Origin of the sequence: Pseudomonas sp. PvP027 (genome assembly GCF_017833005.1) — a bacterium.
GTDB classification, from domain to species: domain Bacteria; phylum Pseudomonadota; class Gammaproteobacteria; order Pseudomonadales; family Pseudomonadaceae; genus Aquipseudomonas; species Aquipseudomonas congelans.
Window position 1 is genome coordinate 1789636 of the sequence record NZ_JAFIBK010000001.1, and the last position, 20048, is coordinate 1809683.

Here is a 20048-nt window from a genome sequence, read left to right on the forward strand (position 1 = left end):
ACTCAATAAGGGCAGATACAGGGCGTATCGACGATACGCCCTGCCCGGCATCACTCGGCCTTCGGCTGCTCGCGCAGACGGATGTGCAGCTCGCGCAATGCTTTGGCATCGACAACACCAGGCGCCTGGGTCATGACATCGGCCGCGCTCTGGGTTTTCGGGAACGCGATCACTTCACGAATCGACTGCGCGCCGGTCATCAGCATTACCAGACGGTCCAGACCGAAAGCCAGACCGCCGTGCGGTGGTGCGCCGTACTTCAAGGCATCGAGCAGGAAGCCGAACTTCTCCTGCTGCTCGTCTTCGGCAATGCCCAGTAGACGGAACACCGCCTGTTGCATTTCCTTGCGATGGATACGGATCGAACCGCCGCCCAGTTCGGTGCCGTTGAGCACCATGTCGTAGGCACGGGACAGCGCGGTCGCCGGGTTGGCTTCCAGCTCTTCAGGCGTGCACTTGGGTGCAGTGAAGGGGTGGTGCAACGCGGTGAAGCTGCCGTCGTCGTTTTCTTCGAACATCGGGAAGTCAACGACCCACATCGGTGCCCACTCGCAGGTGTGCAACTTGAGGTCGTTACCGATCTTGATGCGCAGCGCGCCAAGGGCCTCGCTGACGATCTTGAACTTGTCCGCACCGAAGAAAACGATGTCGCCATCAACCGCACCAACGCGATCGAGGATGACGTTCAGGTTGTCTTCCGGGATGAACTTGACGATCGGCGACTGCAAGCCTTCCGGCCCCTTCGCGCGCTCGTTGACCTTGATGTAGGCCAGCCCCTTGGCACCGTAGATGCTGACGAACTTGGTGTAGTCGTCGATCTGGCTGCGCGCCATGCTGGCGGCGCCCGGCACACGCAGTGCGGCAACACGCCCCTTGGGATCGTTGGCCGGGCCGCTGAACACCTTGAATTCGACGCCGGTGAGCTGATCGGCAACATCCACCAGCTCCAGCGGGTTGCGCAGGTCCGGCTTGTCGGAACCGTAGCGACGCATGGCCTCTTCGAAGGTCATGTGCGGGAAATCACCGAACTCCAGGTCCAGGACTTCCTTGAACAGCTGACGAACCATCTTCTCGGTCAGACCGATGATGTCCTCTTCGTTGAGAAAGCTGGTCTCGATGTCGATCTGGGTGAATTCCGGCTGACGGTCGGCACGCAGGTCCTCGTCGCGGAAGCACTTGGCGATCTGGTAGTAACGGTCAAAGCCGGCCACCATCAGCAGTTGCTTGAACAGCTGAGGCGATTGCGGCAGGGCGAAGAAGCTGCCCGGGTGTGTGCGGCTTGGAACCAGATAATCGCGAGCGCCTTCCGGTGTAGCGCGGGTCAGGATCGGCGTCTCGACGTCGAGGAAGCCGTTGTCATCCAGATAGCGACGGATACTGGTAGTGATGCGCGAACGCAGACGCAGCTTCTCGGCCATTTCCGGACGGCGCAGGTCGATGAAGCGATAACGCAGACGTGTCTCCTCGCCGACATCGGAATACTCGTTCAGCGGGAACGGCGGCGTCTCGGACTCGTTCAACACCTCGAGCTCGTAGCCCAGAACCTCAATGGCGCCTGACGCCATGTTCGCGTTCACGGCACCTGCCGGACGAGCACGAACCTTGCCCACGACCTTGACTACGTACTCGCTGCGCACGCGGTCGGCGGCTGCGAAACTGTCGGCACGATCAGGGTCGAAAACGACTTGAGCCATGCCTTCACGGTCGCGGATATCAAGGAAGATAACGCCCCCGTGGTCACGACGACGGTGGACCCATCCGCAAAGGGTAATTTCCTGGCCTTCCAGACTTTCGTTCAGTTGGCCGCAATAATGGCTGCGCATCATGATGGTGTTTTCACTTCTCGTAATTCGAATTCGGTGGCGATTTCGCTCCTGGCTTGCGCTCAGTGGTACAAGGCACCGGCACAGGGCTAAAAGTCAGCCCAGGCCCACACAGAGTCACGCCCGCTAGCAAGACAGGGGATTATATAGAGTTAATTGGCACCGTGCAGCCGGACGAACCTATTAACGCCCGGATAAGTTCGTGACCACCCCGCGCAGCCGAGCCGTTTACTCGCGCCGCGGGGAAAGCGCAGGCACACCTTGGCGAGCCCGCAGGAATGAGGATAAAGCCAGGCTAGACGTGAGAATTTTCCAGGCAATCGCCCTTCAAAAGATGCGCCACACAGACAACACGAATCAGACCACTGAAATTCTTGACGCCACCGTAACGTAAGTGAACCTCCCGATCGATGTAGGACAATACTGCGTTGACAGAGCAGTCATTGGAACTGGCGATACCCGAAAGAATGTTCCAGTACACTTTCTCCAGACGCAGACAAGTGGCCAGACCATTAAGTCGAACGGATTTCGAATGCGGCTGCGCCAGCGTCATATTGAAATCCTCGACAAAAGGGTCATGGCGTATTTCCACCTCCCGATGTAACAACTTAAGCTCTCGCTCAGCACTTCGTAACACCATAACCGCCACCTTCGAATCATTGAGTTTTAAACACCAAAAGAAATATTCAAAAACAAATAAATATCCCGATGTATAAAACATGATTGGCGACTTTATAGCCAGAAGGCCCTACACGTTGTCACTGTAGGACATGGCTACAGGAATCAGCGGAATATCGTTCAGGCTTGAAGGGATAGTGAAAAAGGAAGCAACTACTGCAAGACGTTACGCACACAGTCGGCGACTGGCAGGCGTTGACCTGACTGGCAGCTACAGCACTGGACGTGAGCTCATGCAGTGGCCCGCCAGGGACGGATGAAGAGGCGGGCGAGTGGCAATAACACCACTCGCCTTGGCCATTACTTCGATTCGAGCATCGAGCGCAACATCCAGGCCGTTTTTTCATGAACCTGCATGCGCTGCGTCAGCAGGTCAGCTGTCGGCTCATCGCTGACCTTGTCCAGAAGAGGAAAGATACTACGAGCAGTACGGACAACAGCCTCTTGACCCTGCACCAGACTTTTGATCATATCTTCAGCACTTGGCACACCTTCTTCTTCCTTGATGGAAGACAGACGCGCATAAGTCGAATAAGTACCCGGCGCCGGAAAGCCCAGAGCACGAATACGTTCGGCGATGGAATCAACGGCCAAGGCCAGTTCGTTATACTGTTCTTCAAACATCAAATGCAGCGTGCGAAACATCGGACCACTGACATTCCAGTGAAAGTTATGAGTCTTGAGGTACAGTACATAAGTATCCGACAGCAGATGCGACAAACCGTCAACGATCGACTTGCGATCCTCTTCACTGATACCGATATCGATTGCCATGTTTCATGCCCTTTTGGTGAGGATTGAAAAGCAGTAAAGAAGGCTACTCTATCAAGAGAAGCCGAATGACGCAGCTTTCCGTTGGCGTCGAGGACTTCTGCCGACGGCGACTTACGCACATGCCAGGGCGATTCCTGCCGGTTCGCAGCGAGCACCCTGGGGTGGGAAATTCTCGCAAGCCCGGTAAAAACGTTGGCAAAAGCTCTCCGAGCGCTCTGGTTCAGCACCTGTAGGGTCACTGCAGAACGGTCGACTGCCAAGGCCGGAGAGACACCGGCACCATTATCGATTGCTGATTTGAGTAGGATCAGGCTTTGCTGTTAAATACACCGCGTGTCGCCATCGAGTTGCCATTCAGCGCTGGCACATAGGCTGGCCCAGCGTCCGTGCATCACGCCTCATCGTGTTCAGAAGCGTACCGGGTGCCACCAGCTATTTCTTGTAATCCTTCTTGCATGTGAGCTTTTTAAAATGTTGAAAATTGTCCATCTGGTGACGGGAGCAGCAGCCCTGTTGCTCTCTTTCATACCCAGCCTGCGTAGTGAAGCGGCCTCTCTCTACCTGCAAAATCCTGACGCGATCTGCCTGGCTTTCCTCGGCCTGCTTAACCTGATACTTGCTCCGGTAATCCCTTACTGGAATCGAGGCCCGCGTCATACGTTGCAAAATCTGGTCAGTGCACTGCTTGTCATCGCGGTAATCGTACAGACGCTAACCTTGCTTGTTCCTCTACCCGACATCGCAGGTCAACCCGCCATTCTGGTCAGCCTAGCTGTCGCTATCGTAGCCGTCGTCCTGCATCTGGGCGTCAGCTTTTACAGGTCTTACACCCCTTCGTCCGCGCCGCAAAGCCACGACATGGGAAATCGTGATACTGGCACCGTAAAGTGGTTCAACACCTCCAAGGGCTTCGGCTTCATCTCCCGGGATTCCGGCGACGATATTTTTGTGCATTTTCGCGCCATTCGCGGTGAGGGTCATCGCGTACTGGTCGAAGGGCAGCGCGTCGAATTTTCCGTGATGAACCGCGACAAAGGCCTGCAGGCCGAAGATGTCATCGCAGCCCTGCCACGCCGCTAATTGTTTCAAGCAATAAAAAACCGCGACATCCTGACGGAGGTCGCGGTTTTTTTATGGCAGCCCATCAATAGTGAGGTGGCGGCGCATCTTCCTCGAAGGTCTCGAACTGACTGCCCATTTCCTCCTGACGCTTGAGCATCGCCGCCATCTGCAGTTGCAGATGATCAAGCTCGCGCCGCTGCTTTACCAGTACGTCATTGAGTGCCTGGATCGTATCGTCCTGAAAGGCCATACGGCTTTCAAGCTCCATGACTCGCTCTTCAAGGCTCATGATTGCTCCCCCTCAAATCGAAAATCATTTGTCAGTACCGGCTTCAGTTGCCGACGGATTGCCGAGAGCTGTTCGTCGGTATAAGCAGTCGCGGCATGCTTGCCCCAAACGGGAGCAGGCCATGCGGCATCGTCACGCTTGCGCACAATGACGTGCATATGCAGCTGACTCACCACGTTGCCCAATGCGGCAACGTTGATTTTATCAGCATCGAAAAGCTCGTTCAGCAGCTCGGCCAGTGCGCTCGTCTCCTGCCACAACTGCATCTGATCTGCAGCAGTCAGTTGAAAGACTTCCGTGATGTCTGCCCGACGCGGCACCAGAATGAACCATGGGTATTGGCTGTCGTTGGAGAGTAGCAACCGGCACAGCGGAAAGTCGCCGATCGGCAGGGTGTCTTGTTGAAGGCGGGAATCCAGAACGAACACGATAAAAAGCTCCTGACTGCCAGGTGAATGTACCTGCCCTGTCGGTAACAGGGTGCTGCGATAGGCAGGCAGGATACTAGGCTTCGCGCGACGCTTCACCTGTGCACCAGAATGCACCCGCAATCAACATCGGCGCACCGATTTGAGGCCTTCGACTGGAAGCAGACGTCGCCGTAAATAGCCCCACCTTTAACCACCGCCTTACAATTGCCGTCATCGGATACATGAAAATGAAACACCTACTGCCTCACCATGATCGCCAGCCAGAGCAATGCTCCAGGTTCAGGCGAGCCCGATAGGCACTGCACCAAAATCACACACTGCTGTTGCGACAGCAACACAGCAGATTCGTTTTCTACTCAACACAAGTCGGTACCGGTAACGTTTTTGGGCGATAAGGGCAGCGCCCACCCTCGAGGGAGAAAAGCCAGAGGTATTTTAAAAAAATAAAAATAGTCACTGAAAACAGTCAGATGGAGCAAAAAGGCGATCCTGATTCTGATTTTTCACAAAATTTTTTCATTTTCGGAAACTTTGTGCACGCTTGTTGCTTTATCACCCATATGATGACGGCAACCCTGGCGGAAAACAGGGGTACCAGAATCAAGGGAAACAAGGCTTGCGACCCCGGGGGACGCTGTGACGAACCGCACTTTGACCTAACGGGCCAAGTGCAGAATGCCACTACAGGCCAGCCCGGCAGCGCGTCGTAAAGATTCTGAAAGGATAAGGCTGTAGCTATAGCAACCCAAGTCAGCGTGATATAGATTCCGCCGACAAAAATAGAAAGAGCCGCCCAGATAAAAAAACAGGTGGGACGGCAGAAAAAATCTTCTAAAAACCAAAGGAGCAATCACGATGAGAGTGATGAAGTGGAGCGCAATCGCACTGGCCGTTACGGCCGCCAGCGCCCAAATGGCAACAGCCGCACCTTTCGTCAGCGATCAGGCTGATGCCAAGGGCTTTGTGGAAGGCAGCACACTTGACCTGAAGTTGCGCAATTACTATTACAACCGTGACAAGAAAGGCGGATCTCAAGACGATCGCGACTGGACTCAAGGTATCCTGGCCAACTTCAGCTCCGGCTATACCCAAGGCACCATCGGCGTCGGCGTTGAGGCTTTCGGTTACGGCGGTCTCAAGCTATGGGGCCCTGATAAATACTCGGGTTCAGGTAACCTCGCCACCAGCGCTGACGGGCCTGATCGGGATAATAAAGATACATTTGGCAAATTAGGCGGAGCAGTCAAATTCCGTATTTCCAAAACCGAGCTGAAAATCGGTGACATGCAACCTACCAGCCCGGTATTTGCTGTGGGTGGTTCGCGCCTTCTGCCTCAAACCGCGAGCGGTCTGAGCCTGCAAAGCAGTGAGATTTCCGGTCTCGATCTGGAAGCAGGTCACTTCTACTCGGGTACCAGTCAGGACACGACGAGCCATGAAGGTACGATCTGGGCAACCTACGCAAACAACTTTAACGGCTTGCCTGCGAAAAGCGCTGACTTCGTGGGCGGCAAATATGCGATCACCGACGGGCTTGGCGTAGCGTTCTACGCATCCAAGCTTGAAGACATCTGGGATCAGTACTACGGCAATGTGAACTACGCACTGCCTTTGGGGAACGATCAATCCTTGGCGTTTGACGTCAATCTGTATCGCACACTTGATGAAGGCAGCGCCAAAGCCGGCTCGATCAACAACACGACCTACTCCGCGTCGGCAGCCTATTCATTCCTGGCAGCTCATACAGTTACTGTTGCCTTCCAGAAGGTTGACGGTGATACGCCGTTTGACTACATCGGTATCGGCAGCCAGAACCGTGGCGGTGACTCGATTTTCCTGGCCAACTCTGTTCAGTACTCTGACTTCAACGGCCCAGGCGAGAAATCGTGGCAGGTGCGCTACGACCTGAACATGACACCTTACGGTGTTCCAGGTCTGAGCTTCATGACCCGCTACCTGAACGGTGACGACATAGACGGCACCAAGGTAAATGCGTCCAGCGCCTATGCAGGCATGTACGGCGAAGACGGCAAACACCACGAAACCAACCTTGAAGCCAAATACGTCGTACAGACTGGCCCAGCCAAAGATCTGTCCTTCCGTATGCGTCAGGCATGGCACCGTGGTAACGATGCCCAGTCAGACGGCGACGTCAACGAGTTCCGCCTGATTGTCGATTACCCGATCTCGATCCTGTAATCACCACTCAGCACTCGTTAATAGAAGAAGCCCGGCACATGCCGGGCTTTTTCATGAGGACAGGAAAGCGTCTTCCTGCGACCTGCAAGCCAGCCCCGCCCTGTACGCGACCGGAACAGCGCCGTACAATGCCAGGTCATTTCCTGTCTCAGCAACCGACAACGGCCAACCATGCGCACCAGTCAATTTTTGCTCGCCACACAGAAAGAAACCCCTTCCGATGCGGTCGTGGTCAGCCATCAGCTGATGCTGCGCGCCGGCATGATTCGCAAGCTGGCCTCCGGCCTCTACACCTGGCTGCCCATGGGCCTGCGCGTACTGCGCAAGGTCGAAGCCATCGTTCGTGAAGAAATGGACGCCGCGGGCGCACTCGAAATTCTGATGCCCGGCATTCAACCCGCAGAGCTGTGGCAGGAATCCGGACGCTGGGAGCAGTATGGCCCGGAGCTGATGCGTCTGGTCGACCGCCACAACCGCGAGTTCTGCCTGGGCCCGACCCATGAAGAAGTCATCACCGATCTGGCACGCAATGAGCTCAACAGCTATAAACAGCTGCCGATCAACATGTATCAGATCCAGACCAAATTCCGTGACGAGATCCGCCCACGCTTCGGCCTGATGCGTGGACGCGAGTTCGTCATGAAAGACGCTTACTCGTTCCACGCCGATCACGAATCGCTGCAGGTCACCTACGACCGCATGCATCTGGCGTACAGCAATATCTTCACCCGACTGGGCCTGAAGTTCCGCCCGGTCGAAGCCGATAACGGCTCGATTGGCGGCGCAGGCTCGCACGAATTCCACGTACTGGCCGAATCCGGCGAAGACGATATCGTGTTCAGCGACGGCTCCGACTATGCAGCCAACATCGAAAAGGCCGAGGCGATTCCTCGCGAGAAGACGCGCCCTGCCCCTAGCGAAGAGTTGCGTCTGATCGACACGCCGAACGCCAAGACCATCGCCCAACTGGTCGAAGGTTTCGGTCTGCCAATCGAGAAAACCGTCAAGACCCTGGTGGTCCATGCTGCCGAAGAAGGCAAGCTGATCGCCCTGATCATCCGCGGCGATCACGAGCTCAATGAAATCAAGGCCAGCCAGCTGGAACAGGTCGCCAACCCGCTGGTCATGGCGTCCGAAGCCGAACTGCGCGACGCTATTGGCGCAGGCGCAGGTTCCCTGGGCCCATTGAACCTGCCACTGCCGTGCATCATCGACCGTTCCGTCGAGCTGATGAGCGACTTCAGTGTTGGTGCGAACATCGATGACAAACACTACTTCGGCGTCAACTGGGAGCGCGATCTGCCGGTTCCGACCGTGGCCGACCTGCGTAATGTGGTTGCGGGCGACCCGAGCCCTGACGGCAAGGGCACGCTGGAAATCAAGCGCGGCATCGAAGTGGGTCACATCTTCCAGCTGGGCACCAAGTACAGCGAAGCGATGAAGTGCCAGGTGCTGGGTGAAAACGGCAAGCCGGTCAATCTGGCGATGGGTTGCTACGGCATCGGTGTTTCCCGAGTGGTTGCAGCTGCCATCGAACAGAACAGCGACGAAAACGGCATCATCTGGAACGACACCCTCGCGCCGTTCCAGATTGCACTGATCCCGCTGCGCTACGAGACAGAGGCCGTTCGCGAAGCGACGGACAAACTGTACGCCGACCTGACGGCTGCCGGTTTTGAAGTATTGCTCGATGACCGCGACAAGAAGACCAGCCCGGGCATCAAGTTCGCCGACATGGAACTGATCGGTATCCCGCACCGCATCGTGGTGAGTGACCGAGGCCTGGCCGAAGGCAATCTGGAATACAAGAGCCGTACCGAATCGCAGCCGCAAGCCATTGCGGTCGCGGACGTGCTGTCGTTCATCCAGGGCAAAGTGAACCGCTGAGTAAAAAGGCGCACCTGTTCGCAGGTGCGCCGCTCTTCACTCGCCCAATCCGCATCAGAGATCCCATGCTCAAACGAAGCACCCTAAGCCTCGGCAGCGCCGTTCTGTGCGGCTCATTTCTCGTCGGCGGCTGTGCCAACCAGCTCTCTCAGCGCAGCGAGCACGAGGAGCGAGTCGAACGCAAACTGCTCGAACATACCCTGCAAGTCGATATCGGCGAACCCAAGACACTGGAGTTGCCGCAACGCCGCGTAAGGATTCACGAGCACAAATCGTTCGAAGTCACCGACTTTGAAGTCACCCGCCACTATGACCGCTACACGCCTTACCAACCATGGCGGGAGGTCTATGAGATCCCGCTCGGCGCGGTTGCTGTTGTCGCGGGTGTCGGGGCCAACGTGGTCAATGTGTTTGCGCTGGGTAATTTGCCGGAAAGCATGACCAAGGACTGGATTCACTACGGCGTGGCAGGCATGAACCCGTTCATGAATGCCCCGTCCCACGGCCGCGCCGAGCAGAATCTGGCGAGCATCGACGAGGTTCAGAAGGACAAGCGGATCGAGAACTCCACGCTGCCCTGGAATGAACGCCCGGTGATGGTCAAGGCTGGCAATGAAACTCACGAAATGAGCACTGACCGCAACGGCATTCTGCGCCTGAACCTGCTGGACAGTCCGTTTGCCGAACAGGACCTGAGCCGCATCACGCGCATCTATATCAATGTCGAAGACGATCAGGACAGCGCGCACGCAAACGCCAGTTTGCCCATCAGCCATTCGCTACGCGGCAAGTTGCTGGAGGCGCACGCCCTGATCTACGACGATCTTGAAGATGACGAGGTCAGCCAGTGGGTGCATCGCGTCAAACGTCTTTCTGATATGGGCCTGGAAGAAGAAGCCAGCGAGCTGGAACAGAGCCTGATCGAACTGACGCGCAACGATCCGCAACTGCAGGGTGAATTTCTCAAGTCACTCGCCAGAGACGCCGGCCGCCTGGTCGCCGTTCCTGCCCAGAGCCAGTAACGTGAAAGGCCGCGGCGTTTAACCGCGGCCAGTCACAGTCATTATCGAGAGAACAATTCCAGCTGTTCATGGGCTGCACGCAGATCGTGCAGACGTACGCCTATGCCCAGCAACCTGACCGGCTTGCCACCGCGAGCGAACGCCTGAGCCAGCAACTGTTCATAACTGCCCAGATCCCTGCCGGCTCCGGATTGCTCCAGAGTCGTCTGCGTGAAATCGTGAAACTTCACTTTGACGAACGGCTTGCCGGGCCGGTACTGCCCTTCCATTCTGGCCATCCGGCCACTCAGGGTTTCCAGCAGGTCGGGCAGCTTTTCCAGGCAGGCCGCCAGATCGGGCAGATCCGTGTCGTAAGTATTTTCAACGCTGACTGACTGACGCCGGCTGTCATTCTGCACCGGCCGGTCATCGATCCCGTGCGCCAGACTCCAGAGGCGCTCACCAAAGCTGCCGAACTCCCTGACCAGCGCGAGCTTGCTGCGGCTTCGCAGGTCGGCACAATCGACGATACCCAGTCGGCCGAGCTTGTCTGCGGTGACTTTTCCTACGCCATGAAGCTTGGTGACTGGCAGGGAGGCGACGAAATCCTCGACCTGATCCGGCGTGATGACGAACAACCCGTTGGGCTTTTTCCAGTCGCTGGCGATCTTGGCGAGAAACTTGTTGGGCGCAACGCCTGCCGACACCGTGATATGCAGCTGATTCGAGACCCGGCGACGGATGTCCTGCGCGATGCGCGTGGCGCTCCCGGAAAAGTGCCCGGCCTCGGACACGTCCAGAAAGGCCTCATCCAGAGACAACGGCTCTATAAGGTCGGTGTAATCCCGACAGATCGTATGGATTTCCCGCGATGCTTCTTTATAAGCATCCATGCGCGGCTTGACGATGGTCAGGTCCGGGCAGAGCTTGAGCGCATGCCGGGACGACATGGCCGAACGCACACCGTAGGCGCGCGCCTCATAATTACAGGTCGCAATCACCCCGCGCCGCTCCGCAGAGCCGCCGACCGCCAGCGGCTTGCCAGCGAGGTCGGGCTCGTCACGCATTTCAATGGCTGCATAAAAGCAGTCACAGTCGATGTGGATGATTTTGCGCTGCGTCATGACCTGATGGGATTTTGCAATCAATGGCCGCGCAGTATCTCATTCGTACCGGCAAGTAACATCCAATGATGTGAAAGGTCGTCATGAAAAGCAGTCAAAAGCCCATCACGGATGACCGAAACAGCTGCAAAGGCCCGTCATGCAAGCGCCGATGCCGAGCAGACCGATCATTTGGATCCGCTAAGCATTTGAAGAAAAAGCACTTTTTTGAAACTAACCATTGACACCTCGTCATCTCTCTGTAGAATGCCGCCACACAGACGCGGGATGGAGCAGTCTGGTAGCTCGTCGGGCTCATAACCCGAAGGTCGTCGGTTCAAATCCGGCTCCCGCAACCAAACATCAAAAAAGGCTACTCGAAAGAGTGGCCTTTTTTGTGCGCGCCTGAAAAGCGCCCTTCTCAAGCCAGGACATTGCCCATGCCTCGCGCAGCTATAAAGCGCTCGCGACGCCCTGCGGCAAATCCTCACTGCCTGGCCACCCGCCTTGCTGATAATGCTCCACGCAGACATGCAGCCCTGAAAAACGAGCATCCGGCCTCTGGCGTGCAAAATGAGCACAATACGCTACTTATTCGCATGCTTTCCGGATTAAGGGTTGACACTTCAGCGTTCGGCTGTAGAATGCCGCCACACAGACGCGGGATGGAGCAGTCTGGTAGCTCGTCGGGCTCATAACCCGAAGGTCGTCGGTTCAAATCCGGCTCCCGCAACCAAACATCAAGAAAGGCTACTCGAAAGAGTGGCCTTTTTTGTTTCCGGTAAAAAAGTAGCGCGGGCAACGGCTAACTGCCTGACAAAAAAGACTATTTCCAAAGCCCTTTGAAACCCTATCATCACATCTGTAACGTAATGCGTGCATTTACGACAGTTTTTGCGTGCGCTGCCGATAGGTGTTACTAAGCTGAATCACGACTGAACCGTAGCTGAACAGCATCACCCGGCTCGATTCGCTATTCGCTCGTTAGACGTTGACGCGCTAACATCCTGAAATATTTTCTGCGTAGGGATTGGTAACTTGGCTGCATACCTCCATCCTGTCGCGCACGATCCAAGGAGTGATTGATGCGCGACAACATGTCCGATTCCAATGAAACCATTGATGCAGAACAACCGGTCAGCCCACCGCGCCATAACTGGCGGGAGCTGCTGAGCAAATACCGACAGCCCATAGGGCTGGCGGTGATGCTGCTGTTGTTCAGCCTGGCCCTTATAGCCTGCCGCCACATGCTGGTCGAAATGGACTGGTATGCGCTGCACGACTCGCTGTTCGCAGTCCCCCTGCCCGCCCTGGGCGGTGCGCTGCTCGCGGCAATCGTCGGCTACATCATCCTGATGGGCTATGAACTGTCCGCCAGTCGTTACGCCAATGTCGACCTGCCAATCAAGACGCTGCTTCTCGGCGGCTTCACCTCGTTTGCCATCGGCAATGCGGTCGGCCTGTCGATGCTGTCCGGTGGTTCGGTACGCTACAGGCTTTATTCACGCCATGGCGTAGGCGCAATCGAAATCGCCCGCATGACCGTGTTCGCCAGCCTGTCATTGGGCTGTGCGCTGCCGCCACTGGCTGCACTGGCCACGTTGAGCAACCTGTCAGGCGCGTCACTGGCACTCAAGCTTCCGGTCGATGTGCTGGCTGTAGTCGCTACCGCGGTGTTGATCGGCAGTCTGCTGCTGGCGGTGTTCGTCTACCGTCGTCGCCTGCCGGAACAGGATATCCCGCACAATATTCTGGTTCGTCTCGGTCGTCGTACCTTGCGCCTGCCGGACCTGAAGCTGACGCTTATTCAGTTGGTGATCACCGCGCTGGACGTCGCCGCCGCAGCGATGGTGCTGTATCTGCTGCTGCCGCATGCGCCACCGCTGGGCGCCTTCATTCTTATCTACCTGCTGGCGCTCGCTGCCGGCGTGCTCAGCCATGTGCCTGGCGGCGTCGGCGTTTTCGAGGCGATTCTGCTCGCAGCCTTCGCCAACGAGCTGGGTGCCGCCCCCCTCGCTGCTGCGCTGCTGCTGTACCGCCTGATCTACGTGATCCTGCCGCTGCTGCTGGCTTGCCTTACCCTGCTGTTTACCGAGGCCCAGCGCCTGCTGCCGACCCGGCAGGCCATGCGCGTCGCTTCAGGGCTGGCGGCACCGATTCTGGCACTACTGGTTTTCTTGTCGGGGGTGGTGCTGCTCTTCTCTGGTGCCACCCCTGAAATCGATACCCGTCTCGAAAACGTCGGCTTCATGATCCCGCATCGACTGATCGATGCGTCGCACTTCGGGGCCAGCCTGGTAGGTGTGCTGTGCCTGCTGCTGGCACAGGGCCTGCGTCGTCGACTGTCGGCTGCATGGATGCTGACCTCTATTTTGTTGCTGGTAGGTGCAGTGCTGTCGATACTCAAGGGCTTCGACTGGGAAGAGGCCAGCATGCTGTTGCTGACCGCCTGCCTGCTGCTGACATTCCGCCGTTCGTTCTACCGTCCAAGCCGCCTGCTGGAGCTGCCGTTCTCACCGGTCTACCTGATTGCCAGCATTTGCGTGGTCGGGGCCTCGATCTGGCTGTTGCTGTTCGCCTATCAGGACGTGCCCTACAGTCACCAGTTGTGGTGGCAGTTCACCCTCGATGCCGACGCCCCGCGTGGCCTGCGTTCGGCGCTGGGCAGCGCAGTGCTGCTGGTGGTGGTTTCGCTGACCTGGTTGCTGCGCACTGCCAGACCGGTTATCAAGCTGCCCGACGCGGCAGACCTGGACAAGGCGGCCGAGATCCTCAAAGCATCCAAACAGCCGGATGGCGGCCTGGTGCTGACCGGCGACAAGGCCATCCTGTTCCATCCGGCCGGCAATGCGTTTCTGATGTACTCGCATCGCGGCCGCAGCCTGGTAGCGCTTTACGACCCGATCGGCCCCACACAGCAGCGTGCCGAGCTGATCTGGCAGTTCCGCGACCTGTGCGACGTGCACCATGCGCGTCCAGTGTTCTATCAGGTACGTGCAGAAAACCTGCCGTTCTACATGGACATCGGTCTCACGGCTATCAAGCTGGGTGAAGAGGCGCGCGTCGACCTGCGTCGCTTCGACATCGATGCCAAGGGCAAAGAGATGAAAGACCTGCGTTACACCTGGAACCGGGGTGGCCGCGACGGTCTTTCGCTGGAGATCTACGAACCGGGCCAGGCGCCGATCGACGAGCTGAAAGTGATTTCCGATGCCTGGCTGACGGGCAAGAATGTCCGTGAAAAAGGCTTCTCGCTGGGCCGCTTCAGTACTGAGTACCTGAAGTACTTCCGAATTGCCATCGTGCACTTCCAGGGCAAGCCGGTTGCGTTCTCCAACCTGCTGGAAACCACCAGCCCGGAACTGGCCAGCCTTGACCTGATGCGCTCGCACCCGGATGCACCCAAGCTGACCATGGAATTCATGATGGTCGGCCTGATTCTGCATTACAAAGCCCAGGGCTACGCGCGATTCAGTCTGGGCATGGTGCCTTTGTCGGGCCTGCAGCCACGACGCGGTGCACCCATCACCCAGCGTCTGGGTTCGATGATCTTCCGCCGTGGCGAACAGCTGTACAACTTCCAGGGGCTGCGTCGCTTCAAGGACAAGTTCCAGCCCGATTGGGAACCTCGTTATATGGCTGTGCCTGCCGGACTTGATCCGCTCGTGGCACTGGCTGACACCGCCGCCCTGATTGCGGGCGGCCTGACTGGATTGGTGAAACGCTGATGATTCGACGCTCCTGGCGCCTTTTGCTCGCAGCTCTGGTAATTGTTCTTTTAATCGTAGCGCTGGGAGTCTGGGTCTGGACCCGCCCCGCCCCGCCCGCCTCACTGGAACATTCGAACCTTGACGGGGGCGCGCCGCTGACCAGCGTAACGCCGGCCACCAGCATCAAGACCCGTATCGCACTGGCCGTCACCGCTGAAGACATGCTGACCGACAAGCAATTGCTGGCGATCAGCAAGGATGCGTCGGCACGCATCATTCAGGTGGTGTTGCCCAAGGACGACTGCGTCCTGCAACAAAAGACCTTTCAGGACGCGCTGACGAAGCTCGACGGCCCTGCAAAGGTCGTCGGTGGCATAGGCCCTGGCGCGACACTGGCCTGGCGCTGGCTGGCCGGGCAGGCCGATGACAAGGCGCAGGCCATATCCGTAGGTTTTGCGCTTGAGCATGCCTCGAATCCGCCGCCTGTTGTGGAAGAGGACGAAAAGCCGCCACAGATCTGCGACGTGCCGCTGCCGCAGAAGGCTGCACACGGACACTGGCTGGCCGCCTGGAACGACGCGCCGGATGATCCGAGCGCAGCATTTGTACGCGACCAGAGCAACGCCGACACCAGCATCAGCGACTACGACATTCCGCTGCCTCAGGTGCTCAACACCGAACTTCGTCACCTGCTGCTCGGCGAGAACGACAGCGGCGGACTGGGCATACCGACAGTCGAAGTCCCAGCCAGCCAACCTTCCGACACTGTGACGCTGTTCATGTCCGGTGATGGCGGATGGCGCGACCTGGATAAAGTCGTGGCCGGTGACATGGCCAAGATGGGCTACCCGGTAGTGGGCATCGACGTATTGCGCTACTACTGGGAACACAAGACGCCGGAACAGACCGCCGTCGACCTCACCGACCTGATGAACCACTACCGTCAGAAATGGGGCACCAAGCGCTTCATCCTGGCTGGCTACTCGTTCGGTGCGGACGTCATGCCGGCCATCTACAACCGCCTGGCGGCAGACGATCAGAACCGGGTTGACGCGATCATTCTGCTGGCCTTCGCGCGCACCGGCAGCTTCGAGATTCACGTTGACGGCTGGCTCGGCAACGCGGGTAAGGAAGCCACCACCGGACAGGAAATGGCCAAGTTGCCAGCCGCCAAGGTGTTCTGCGTTTACGGCGTCGAAGAGAAGAAAGACAGCGGTTGCACCGACACCACTGCCGTCGGCGAAGCGGTTCAGTTGCCAGGTGGTCATCACTTCGATGAGGACTATCCGGCGCTGGCCAAACGTCTGATCGACGCGATCAACAAGCGTCAGGGCAAGACTGCCGCTCAATAACGCCACAGTCTGCGACAAAAAAAATCCCGGCACCGTGAGGTTGCCGGGATTTTTTTATCTGCGCTGCCGGATAGCCCGGCCAACGTTTACATCTCCACTTGGGTACCCAGCTCAATCACCCGGTTGAACGGCAGCTTGAAGAAGCGCAGGTTGCCGTTGGCGTTCTTGAGCATGAAAGCGAACAACGCTTCACGCCAGCGCGCCATGCCGTCCATCTTGGAGGGGATCACTGTCTCGCGGCTGAGGAAGTACGTGGTGCGCATCGGACTGAAGTCCAGCTCCGGCAGGTGACACAAGGCCAGCGCAGCGGGTACATCGGGCTCATCGATAAAGCCGAAGTGCAGGATCACCCGATAGAAGCCTTCGCCATAGGATTCGACTTCGAAGCGCTGAGCGGACGGCACACGGGGCGAATCTTCATACACCACCGTCAACAGCACCACTTGCTCGTGTAACACCTGGTTGTGCAGCATGTTGTGCAGCAGCGCATGGGGCACGGCATCCGAACGCGCAGTCAGGAACACCGCCGTGCCCTGCACCCGATGCGGCGGCTGAACGCGAATGCTGCCGATGAAGATCGGCAATGGCAGCCCGCCCTCGTCGATTCGCTCCGCGAGCAATTGCTTGCCGCGCTTCCAGGTGGTCATGAGGATAAACAGCACCGCACCGGCCAGCACCGGGAAGGCCCCGCCCTGGAAGATCTTGGGCACGTTGGCCGCGAAGAACAGACCGTCCACCAGCAGCAGGCAGATCAGCAGCGGAACGGCCAGCAATGGCGGCCATTTCCAGAGCATCAGCATGACCGTCGACACCAGAATGGTGGTGCAGAGCATGGTCCCGGTCACCGCGACGCCGTAGGCAGATGCCAGCGCACCAGACGATTCGAAGCCGATCACCAGCAGAATCACACCCGCCATTAGCGCCCAGTTGACGGCACCGATGTAGATCTGGCCTTGCGCGTCGCTGGAGGTGTGCTGGATGTGCATGCGCGGGATGTAGCCCAGCTGGATCGCCTGCAGGGTCATCGAGAAGGCGCCGGAGATTACCGCTTGCGAGGCAATGATGGTCGCCATCGTCGACAGGCCGATCAGTGGCAGTAGCGCCCAGCCCGGCGCCAGCAGGTAGAACGGGTTGCGAACCGTCTCGGGATTGCCCAGCACCAGCGCACCCTGACCGAAATAGTTGAGCAGCAGCGCAGGCAGCACGAGGATGAACCAGGCACGTGAAATCGGCTTGCGGCCGAAGTGGCCCATGTCGGCATACAGCGCCTCGGCACCGGTCAGAGCAAGCACCACAGCACCGAGGATGGCCACGCCAATGCCTGGATGGATGATGAAGAAATTCACGCCCCATGCCGGATTCACCGCTTTCAGCACTTCCGGCGACTGCATGATGCCGTAGACACCCAGCGCGCCGAGCACCAGGAACCAGGTCACCATCACCGGGCCGAACAGCACGCCGATGCGCGCAGTGCCATGACGCTGAATCAGAAACAGGCCCACCAGCACAATCAGCGCCATGGGCACGATCCAGTGATCAAGGCCGTCGAACGCCAGTTCCAGCCCTTCCATCGCCGACAAGACCGAAACTGCCGGGGTGATCATGCTGTCACCGTAAAACAACGCGGCGCCGAACAGTCCGAACACCACCATCATCATTTGCAACCGTGGATGCTTGGCGGACGCACGCCGCGCCAGGGCCATCAGCGCCATGATGCCGCCCTCACCCTGGTTATCGGCACGCAGTACGAACGCCATGTATTTGAAGGAAACCACCCAGATCAGCGACCAGAAGATCAGCGACAGCACGCCGAGAATCGCATCATGGGTCACGTCCACGCCGTAACCACCCTGAAACACTTCCTTGAGGGTGTACAGCGGACTGGTGCCGATGTCGCCGTAAACCACCCCTACTGCGGCGATCAGCAGCCCGATGGGCTTGGCAGCGCCTCCGGCCTCCGCATGACTGTTTGCTTGACTCATCCACTACTCCCGGAAACCAGACATGAGGTTCAACACTGAGAACATCACAAGGCGTAACAATTCAGATTCAGCCAGACATTGGCATGCCTCGGCGCGATGGCGCGAAGCATAACGCAGCACTCGTCGTAATTCTTGGTGAAACGCAGATCGTCGCAACGATCCGGCCTGCCGTCACGCATTGATCACGGCCTGCCGAAGCAGTTATTCGAGGCAATATTTCTCATGGAACGACAAAAATATCGGCCGGTCATTAGTTAAGCCTGCCGCATCAGGGGTCTTCAAGAACCGCATCGACGCCCGGGCACCCTGATTACCTCTGACCGAGATGCTCTGATGACCACACAAAACCTGACTGTCCAGCCGTTACTCTTCCAGCCCTCATTTGAAGTCGTTCCGGACGATGAAGCGCAGACCGGCAAAGAGCTGGTCGAAGCCATGCACTCCATCCTCGAAACCACTTATCAAGATACGGGGCACGCCATTCGCAGTGTGCACGCCAAGGCTCACGGCTTGCTCCACGGTCAGATTCAGGTATACGGCGACCTGCCCGAGCCGTTGGCACAAGGTGCCTTTGCCACGCCCGGCAACTTTCCGGTGGTCATGCGCTTCTCGACCAACCCCGGCGACATTCTCGACGACAAGGTATCCACGCCCAGAGGCCTGGCCATCAAACTGGTCGGCGTCGAAGGCGCGCGCTTGCCTGGCAGCGCAGAGGCAACCACCCAGGACTTCGTCATGCAAAACGCCAAGGCCTTTACCGCCAAGGACCCCAAGGCCTTTCTGAAGACCTTGAAGTTGCTGGCCAAGACGACCGACAAGGCTCCGGGCATGAAACGCGCGCTGTCTGCCGTCCTGCGCGGCATCGAATCGGTGATCGAGTCGGCCGGGGGCGAAAGCGGCACACTGAGAAGCCTTGGCGGGCACCCGATGACCCACATTCTGGGCGAGACGTTCTACACCGTCGTACCTTTTCTGTACGGCCCCTACTACGCCAAACTCAGCGTCGTGCCTTTCTCCGCCGAGCTGATTGCGTTGACCGACAAGGCGCTGGACCTGAAAGACAACCCGGACGGTTTGCGCGAAGCGGTCAAGGCGTTCTTTCTTGAACACGACGCCAACTGGGAGGTCCGCGTGCAACTGGCCACGGATCTGGAAAAAATGCCGATCGAGGACGCCTCGGCGATCTGGCCGGAAGACCTCAGCCCTTACGTGGCGGTCGCTCGAATCGATGTGCCACGCCAGTCGTCGTGGTCCGAGCAAAACGTCCAGGAAATCGACGAAGGCATGGCATTCAGCCCATGGCATGGCCTTGAGGCGCACCGTCCGTTGGGCGGCGTCATGCGCGTACGCAAACCGGCCTATGAACACTCGGCAGGCTTTCGCAGTCAGCACAACGGCTGCCCGATGCATGAGCCAAAGCGCTGAGAACATTTGACAGCCAGTCCAGGCCCGCGCAGGTAGGCCTGGACTGGATTCAGCCGGCCTGAAAGACCATTAACTTCGGCTCGCCTTGAACCGATGTAAACAAAACCACTGTCCTGTGCAAGATCGGCCATCCTCCCCGATACACTGCGTGTGACCGACTTACTGTCGGTAGTGATGCGATGGGCTCGTCAAGTGCTGGTCCCGGCTGCGTCTCGCGTACGTCGTAATTCTCATGCAAACGCTGGTCATCCTGCCCACTCACCGCTAGAATTGCGCACTTTTTGATCAGAGGCGCAGCAAGCGCCCAGTCAGCGCCTGCGCTTCGCGTCCGG

Annotated in this window: 14 protein-coding genes and 2 tRNA genes; 9 read left to right on the plus strand and 7 right to left on the minus strand. The window is 58.0% G+C overall.

What is annotated here, in order from left to right; genetic code table 11:
• Positions 1 to 50: 50 nt before the first annotated feature.
• The 3 genes from aspS to JOE33_RS07285 all read right to left on the minus strand — a co-directional run bounded on the left by aspS (position 51) and on the right by JOE33_RS07285 (position 3275).
• Positions 51 to 1826: an aspartate--tRNA ligase gene (gene aspS / locus JOE33_RS07275; protein ID WP_002554661.1), complete on the minus strand. Its 1776-nt coding sequence runs from the start codon at positions 1824 to 1826 to the stop codon at positions 51 to 53.
• 292 nt (positions 1827 to 2118) lie between these two features.
• Positions 2119 to 2463 carry a ribbon-helix-helix domain-containing protein gene (locus JOE33_RS07280; protein ID WP_025990971.1) on the minus strand — a complete coding sequence of 115 codons (345 nt, stop codon included), beginning with the start codon at positions 2461 to 2463 and terminating at the stop codon, positions 2119 to 2121.
• A 338-nt stretch (positions 2464 to 2801) separates the two neighbouring features.
• Entirely contained in the window at positions 2802 to 3275 is a 474-nt protein-coding gene (locus tag JOE33_RS07285) for a Dps family protein (RefSeq protein WP_003314356.1), read from the minus strand.
• Positions 3276 to 3746: 471 nt separating this feature from the next.
• Here JOE33_RS07285 and JOE33_RS25985 point away from each other — a divergent pair, with 471 nt between their 5' ends.
• Positions 3747 to 4355, plus strand: a complete 609-nt coding sequence (locus JOE33_RS25985; protein ID WP_025990972.1) for a cold-shock protein — start codon at positions 3747 to 3749, stop codon at positions 4353 to 4355.
• 64 nt (positions 4356 to 4419) lie between these two features.
• Here JOE33_RS25985 and JOE33_RS07295 read toward each other — a convergent pair whose 3' ends face one another.
• Together JOE33_RS07295 and JOE33_RS07300 are read right to left on the minus strand one after the other, a co-directional pair.
• Positions 4420 to 4626, minus strand: a complete 207-nt coding sequence (locus tag JOE33_RS07295; RefSeq protein ID WP_003364741.1) for a SlyX family protein — start codon at positions 4624 to 4626, stop codon at positions 4420 to 4422.
• Positions 4623 to 5054: an HIT domain-containing protein gene (locus JOE33_RS07300; protein WP_187626013.1), complete on the minus strand. Its 432-nt coding sequence runs from the start codon at positions 5052 to 5054 to the stop codon at positions 4623 to 4625. The genes JOE33_RS07295 and JOE33_RS07300 overlap by 4 nt, the downstream gene beginning before the upstream one ends.
• Before the next feature lie 858 nt (positions 5055 to 5912).
• Between JOE33_RS07300 and JOE33_RS07305 the strand changes: the two genes are divergently transcribed.
• From JOE33_RS07305 to JOE33_RS07315, 3 genes are all read left to right on the plus strand, one after another.
• Positions 5913 to 7256 carry an OprD family porin gene (locus JOE33_RS07305; protein ID WP_122591871.1) on the plus strand — a complete coding sequence of 448 codons (1344 nt, stop codon included), beginning with the start codon at positions 5913 to 5915 and terminating at the stop codon, positions 7254 to 7256.
• Positions 7257 to 7427: 171 nt separating this feature from the next.
• Entirely contained in the window at positions 7428 to 9143 is a 1716-nt protein-coding gene (locus JOE33_RS07310) for a proline--tRNA ligase (RefSeq protein ID WP_032616061.1), read from the plus strand.
• A 65-nt stretch (positions 9144 to 9208) separates the two neighbouring features.
• Positions 9209 to 10165, plus strand: a complete 957-nt coding sequence (locus JOE33_RS07315; RefSeq protein WP_032616059.1) for a hypothetical protein — start codon at positions 9209 to 9211, stop codon at positions 10163 to 10165.
• 41 nt (positions 10166 to 10206) lie between these two features.
• On the opposite strand, the gene dinB is transcribed toward JOE33_RS07315, so the two are convergent.
• Complete coding sequence (gene dinB, locus JOE33_RS07320) at positions 10207 to 11268, minus strand: DNA polymerase IV (protein ID WP_122530291.1); 1062 nt, start codon at positions 11266 to 11268, stop codon at positions 10207 to 10209.
• 261 nt (positions 11269 to 11529) lie between these two features.
• Here dinB and JOE33_RS07325 point away from each other — a divergent pair.
• The 4 genes from JOE33_RS07325 (at position 11530) to JOE33_RS07340 (ending at position 16309) form a co-directional block, all read left to right on the plus strand.
• Positions 11530 to 11606: transfer RNA gene (locus JOE33_RS07325), tRNA-Met, on the plus strand.
• A gap of 300 nt (positions 11607 to 11906) precedes the next feature.
• A tRNA-Met gene (locus tag JOE33_RS07330) sits at positions 11907 to 11983 on the plus strand.
• 349 nt (positions 11984 to 12332) lie between these two features.
• A complete protein-coding gene (gene mprF, locus JOE33_RS07335) occupies positions 12333 to 14975 on the plus strand; it encodes a bifunctional lysylphosphatidylglycerol flippase/synthetase MprF (RefSeq protein WP_003409381.1) in 2643 nt (880 codons plus the stop codon).
• The gene (locus JOE33_RS07340; protein ID WP_032616055.1) at positions 14975 to 16309 is read left to right on the plus strand and encodes an AcvB/VirJ family lysyl-phosphatidylglycerol hydrolase; all 1335 of its coding nucleotides are present in this window, start codon (positions 14975 to 14977) and stop codon (positions 16307 to 16309) included. Before mprF ends, JOE33_RS07340 begins: the two co-directional genes overlap by 1 nt.
• An 86-nt stretch (positions 16310 to 16395) precedes the next feature.
• On the opposite strand, the gene JOE33_RS07345 is transcribed toward JOE33_RS07340, so the two are convergent.
• A complete protein-coding gene (locus tag JOE33_RS07345; RefSeq protein ID WP_004406174.1) occupies positions 16396 to 18291 on the minus strand; it encodes a potassium transporter Kup in 1896 nt (631 codons plus the stop codon).
• Positions 18292 to 18624: 333 nt separating this feature from the next.
• Between JOE33_RS07345 and JOE33_RS07350 the strand changes: the two genes are divergently transcribed.
• Positions 18625 to 19716 (plus strand): catalase family protein, encoded by a 1092-nt coding sequence (locus JOE33_RS07350; RefSeq protein WP_187626014.1) that lies wholly within the window; start codon positions 18625 to 18627, stop codon positions 19714 to 19716.
• The last annotated feature ends 332 nt before the right edge of the window (positions 19717 to 20048 follow it).